The following is a 5646-nucleotide window of genomic DNA, read 5'->3' on the forward strand; positions in this document are numbered from 1 at the left end:
GCTCTGAATGGTCAGGACAGCAAACTGCACTGCCATCGTCCCACTCGAACGGATGTGCCCTGCGGATGATCCCGGAGTCGAAGTCGCCAGCCAACCGCCTCCTCCCGCGTCAGCGGGTTAGTTCAATATCAATTATTGGTCTGTCACGCTTTAAACTGGCGCCCTTTCAGTTTCTTCCGCCTCTGGATGCGCGCCCACAACGACCATCTCGCCCTGCTGCCCGAAGCAGAACGGCAAGCGCTCTATGACCGCCCCGAATTCGATGATTTCCAGCGCGCGGGGTACTTTGCCTTGACCGCCGACGAACTGGCGCTAGCGGAACGGCGCCGCGGCCTGAACGAACAAATACTCTGTCTGCTGCAAACCGGCTATTTCAAGGCCACGCGGGCGTTTTTTACGTTTACGGAACTTCCGCTGGAGGATGCGGGATACCTGCGCGAACGCTATTTCCCTCAACAGGCGCTTTCGCCAAGACTCATCCGGTCTGCGGAAATCTACGCGCAGCGACGCGAAATCCTTTCACTGTTCCGCTTTCGCCTCTGGTCGAAGCACGACAGCCCGTCACTCACGCAACGCACCGCACAACTGGTACGGCGCGATGTGACACCCGCATACGTGGTCACCGAACTCATCATCTGGCTGAACCAGCAACATATCGTACGGCCGGGTCATACCACCTTCCAGACGATCATCAGTACCGCGCAGCGTGAAGAACGGCAACGACTGGCCGCGCTGATCGAGGCGCAAATCACCGATGACGTCAAGGCCTCGCTACAAGGCCTGCTCGTACGCGACGAGTCGCTGTCCGAACTCGCTGCTATCAAGCAGGATGCGAAATATTTCGGACCTCACATGATGGGACGCGAGCGCCGCAAGCGCGCCACGCTCGAACCCGTCTACAACGCCGCCCGACCCATCCTGCCCCAACTCGGTATCTCACAGCAGAATATCGCGTATTACGCGAGCTTGGCACATTTCTATACCATCTATGACCTACGTCAGCCGCAACCCGGGCAGTCATTCCTGTACCTGCTGTGCTACGCCTGGCAGCGCTACCGGCAGCTGAACGACAATCTCGTCGATGCCCTGCGCCATCACACGAAGAAGTTCGAAGACGACAGCAAGGCCAGTGCCGATCACGCTTTCATTCACGCCAAGCTTCAGCGGCAGAAAGATACACCTCAGGTCGGCAGGCTCCTGCAGCTCTACGTCGATGACTCGCTCGACAATGTCACGCCGTTCGGAATCGTGCGGCACCAGGCATTCAGCATCCTGCCCAAGGCTGACCTGCAGCAGGTCGCCAGCCTGTTGAGCACTAAGCCCCTCAGCCAGATGGAGCTGCGCTGGCAGGCCGTCGACGAGGTCGCCGGGCAGATTCGCACGCGGCTCCGGCCGCAGGCGACGACACTCCAGTTTTCGAGCGCACGCAACGACGATCCATGGCTTGCGGCCCTGCACTGGATGCGAGGGGTGTTCGCTCGCCGGCAGCGCCTTGACCGACAACCGATCGACGACATTCCTCCCAATACAATCCCGGAGCGACTGCGCCCGTATCTGCTCACCTTTGACGACCGGGGCCAGCCCACAGCCCTTCGCGGCGATCGCTATGAATTCTGGGTCTACCGGCAACTGCGCAAACGCATCGATAGCGGCGATCTGCCTCTGAATGACAGTACCCAGCATCGACAGTTCAGCGACCATCTTGTTCCTGCCGATCGTACGGCAGCCGTGCTCGACAAACTGGATCTCGCCTAGTTGCACCAACCGGTACAAGTCACCGTTGCCGCCTTGTGCGACGAGCTTCGCAAACTCTGGCAGCGCTTTGACCATGAACTGCGACAGGGCAAGCTCAAACACCTTGACTACGACGCGCAACACAGCACCCTGACGTGGCGCAAACCCAAGGCCGACAAAAACGCCACACAGCAGGAAAGCTTCTACGCGAAGCTGCGCGCGCTACGCGACATTGCCGACATCATCCGGTTTGTGAATGAGCGTTGCGGCTTCCTGTTGACGATGACGCCCCTGCAACCCCGTTACGCGAAGAAGATCGCCGACGCGGACAGCTTGATGGCGGTGATTATTGCGCAGGCCACCAATCTCGGCAATCTCGCCATGTCCAGACCTGCGATATCCCGTATCACACACTCGACGAAACATATCGCCAGTACTGCCGTCTGGCCACACTGCGGGCTGCCAACGACCGGGTTGCCAACTTCATCGCACAATTACCGATCTTCGAGTACTACTCGTCCGATCTTGGCGCACTTTTCGGTGCCATCGACGGACAGAAGTTCGCTGCCGCCACTCCGACCGCAAAGGCGAGGCACTCGCGCAAATATTTCGGTCGCGAACGGGGAGTCGTCGCCTTTACCTCCCTCACCAATCAGTTACCACAACACGACCGATATCGCGCCGACGATTATCACCGGAGACATGCACAGCATCAACAAGATGAATTTCGCGGCCATGTACTGGTTCGAGATGGACTTTGCGCCGCGCTTCACCAACCTGCAAGCACAGCTAAAACATCTGTTTTGCGGCGACGACATTGAGCAGGACGACAATTTCCTGATCAAACCCGCTGGATAGATCGACTTGCCCGCCATCTGCGACGATCCGTGTGTCTTCGAACAGATCATCGCGTCACTCAGCATGAAGGAAATGAGCCAGCAGGCACTGGTTCGCAAGCTTTGCGCATTGTCTCCACATCACCGCACGCGCCGTGCCGTCTTCGAGTTCGGTAAACTCGTGCGCAGCATCTACACGCTGCGCTACATGCGCGACCCGCAACTGCAGCGCAACGTCCATCGTCCGCAGAACCGGATCGAAGCGTATCACGCGCTGCGCGGCTTCATCGCCGAGGTCAGTGGCAGAAAGCACCTGATCGGCAAGACCGATCACGACATTGCGATCAATAACGAGTGCGGCCGGCTGCTGGCCAATGTCGTGACCGCCTTCAACTCGGTACTGCTCTCACAACTGAACGCTACCAACGGGAGGGAAATGAGAAGGCGCTCGCGATGCTGAAGAAGATTTCTCCGGTGGCGTGGCGGCACATCCACTTCCTCGGGCATTACACGTTTCGCAACGAGAACCCGATCGACATCGCGGCCATGCTTGCGGGTCTCGACCTTCTCTAACCACCTGAAATCAAGGGACCTCCATTCCAAAATTTCTGCGGTTCCGGCTTACAACCCCATGTACGGCCAGGTCTCAGGGCAGATGTCAGGTGTAACCTGGGTTTTTCTCAACGAGGTAGTTGCCAAGCACGAGGTAGTCGATGTCAGTCTTCAAGAATGTATTAATGGCGTCCTGAGGGCTGCACACAATCGGCTCGGAGTCGTTGAAGGAAGTGTTTAGCAGCAGCGGAACGCCTGTGAGTGCCTCGAACTCAGAAATCAAGCGGTAGTACTCAGGGTTATCCTCCCGATAAACCGTCTGCGCACGTACAGTTTGGTCAAAATGAACGACTGCCGGGATCGCACCCGCCTTTTCGGGGTGGACCACTGACGTCGTAAGCATGTACTTTCCTGCATTCACGTCGGTACTTCCGATGAACCATTCCTCTGCACGTTCTCCGAGAATGCTTGGACAGAACGGACGGTAAAGTTCGCGATGCTTCACCTTGACGTTCATCAATTCGCGGATGTCTTTGTTGCGTGGATCTGCTAGCAAGCTACGCGCACCAAGCGCACGCGGCCCCCACTCCATCCCACCACTGAACCAACCGACAATGTTGCCATCAGCGATAAGCTGCGCGGCTTTCCCCGCAACTTCCACCTTGTTGTAGTTCAGGATCGTGCGAGAAAGCACCGCCTCGATTTCATCGTCAGTGTAGCTCGGGCCGAGGTAGGCGTTCGTAAACACATAGTCCCGCGGCCGACCAAGCATTTGATTCCAAATCAGGAATGCAGCCCCCATCGCGGTGCCAGCATCGTTGGAGGCCGGCTGAATAAAGATATTGTCGAACAGCTTCTCACGCACAATCGCGCCATTAGCTGCACAATTTAGCGCGACGCCCCCGGCCATGCACAAGTTGCGATGGGTTTGATAATCGAAACGACGCAGGATTTCTAGGAGCACCTGTTCGGTCAGCAACTGCAGGCCAGCTGCGACATTCACGTAGGCCTGCCAGTTCTCGACGTTGAAGTCCACAGGCTCATAGCGCCTTGGCAGGCCGAAAAGCGTCTCCAACGGAGAGAAGTCTGGCGATTCATGACGCAGCACGGCCAGATCGACGCTCATGTTTTGCTTGCTAGTCACAATCTTCGCAAATAGGTCAATGGTTTTGGTAGCGTCGCCATAGGCGGCGAGACCCATGACCTTGGACGCATCGTACTGGCTAAAGCCAAGATATTTGGACAGCTTCTCCCACACAAACCCGAGTGAATTCGGAAAAATAAAATCGTGCACTTTGCGCAGTTGCGTGCCCTCTCCGTAGTACAGCGAAGTACTCGCCCATTCCCCGATTCCGTCAATCACGAGCACCGCGGCCTTATCGAACTGCGACACGTGGAAGGCGCTTGCGGCGTGGCAATCGTGGTGCGGCAGAAAGTGGAAGGTCCCCCTGAATCCGGCGTTCTCAATCAGTTGCCTGCGCGCGGACAGCACCCCATCAATGAAGTCCAGCCCCCCTTCGATTGTCTGGTAGCTATCCTTCTCCAGCGGCCACACGTGAGGCGTGTCGTTCGTATCTCGCCATTGTGCCACGCCCTCTTGAAGAATTTCAGGGCTGAAGGAGTAACCGAGGTGATCACAGTCGGCAAGCGTGATGCCCGCAGCCTCGAGACACTTATTGATCGCGAGCCATGGCAACTCGCCCGTCGTCTCGGGACTGGCGAGTTTCCCATGCTTGATGCGATTTAGACGCTCCTCTTCGATCGCCATTACGACTTGCCCATCCTTGATAAGACAAGCGGCAGATTCGTGGTAAGCGGCGTTAATACCAAGTACATACATCTTGGAGTCCTTTAAGGTTGAGGCTACTTCAATACTTCACTGACCAGTATCTCGACGATGCATTGATTACCGGAACAATGCCTAGCAACACATCCAGCGTTCGTTTAGAGGAAATCGCTCGTCAAAATCTCTACTTTCCACCAGGAAATCTATGAAATCCGAGGCTGTTGCTTCCTCGCTGGTGCCAGAGAAAAATTCCCTGGTCATGGATGACGAGTGGTCAACTGAAATTTTCTTGTAAAAATGCAATTTCGAAAAAACTGGAAAAAATCCAGTGCATTTTGCCGGCTGACCAGTTTTTTCATCGATTTCCTCATAAGTAAGCTCGCTGCGGCTTATCATTGTCGGCGTGGATTTGACGTATCCCATAGCCGAGGGAATTCAGGCGGCTCGGTGGGCAGCGAGCCAGTTCTTCTCGAACGTCATAGGGCTGACGTAGTCGAGCGTCGAGTGTAGCCGATGGGCATTGTAGAAACCCAGCCAATCAACGATTTCGTCCATCACCGCGCGCCGTGTGGCGAAGTGCCGACCATGCAGGCGACCGACTTTCAGCGAACCCCACAAGCTTTCGGTCGGCGCGTTGTCCCAGCAATCGCCACGGCGGCTCATCGACGAACGCATGCCATATGCTTTCAGCGTGTCCTGAAACAGCCCGCTGCAATACTGGCTGCCCCGGTCGCTGTG

At 56.6% G+C, this 5646-nt stretch carries 3 protein-coding genes and 1 pseudogene; 1 reads left to right on the forward strand and 3 read right to left on the reverse strand.

The window, feature by feature from the left end; all coding sequences use genetic code 11:
* Positions 1–186 precede the first annotated feature (186 nt).
* Positions 187–3143, forward strand: a pseudogene (locus tag AB3X96_RS41845) (Tn3 family transposase).
* Between the two features lie 85 nt (positions 3144–3228).
* On the opposite strand, the gene AB3X96_RS41850 reads toward AB3X96_RS41845, so the two are convergent.
* The 3 genes from AB3X96_RS41850 to AB3X96_RS41860 all read right to left on the reverse strand — a co-directional run.
* Positions 3229–4962: a carbamoyltransferase gene (locus AB3X96_RS41850; protein WP_368594326.1), complete on the reverse strand. Its 1734-nt coding sequence runs from the start codon at positions 4960–4962 to the stop codon at positions 3229–3231.
* 81 nt (positions 4963–5043) lie between these two features.
* On the reverse strand, positions 5044–5331 hold the full coding sequence (locus AB3X96_RS41855) for a hypothetical protein (protein ID WP_176112316.1): 288 nt from the start codon (positions 5329–5331) through the stop codon (positions 5044–5046).
* A gap of 12 nt (positions 5332–5343) precedes the next feature.
* Positions 5344–5646: integrase core domain-containing protein (locus AB3X96_RS41860; RefSeq protein WP_368594327.1), on the reverse strand; the 303-nt coding region annotated here is incomplete at its 5' end.

This window comes from Paraburkholderia sp. BR13439 (assembly GCF_040948805.1).
GTDB classification, from domain to species: Bacteria; Pseudomonadota; Gammaproteobacteria; order Burkholderiales; family Burkholderiaceae; genus Paraburkholderia; species Paraburkholderia youngii.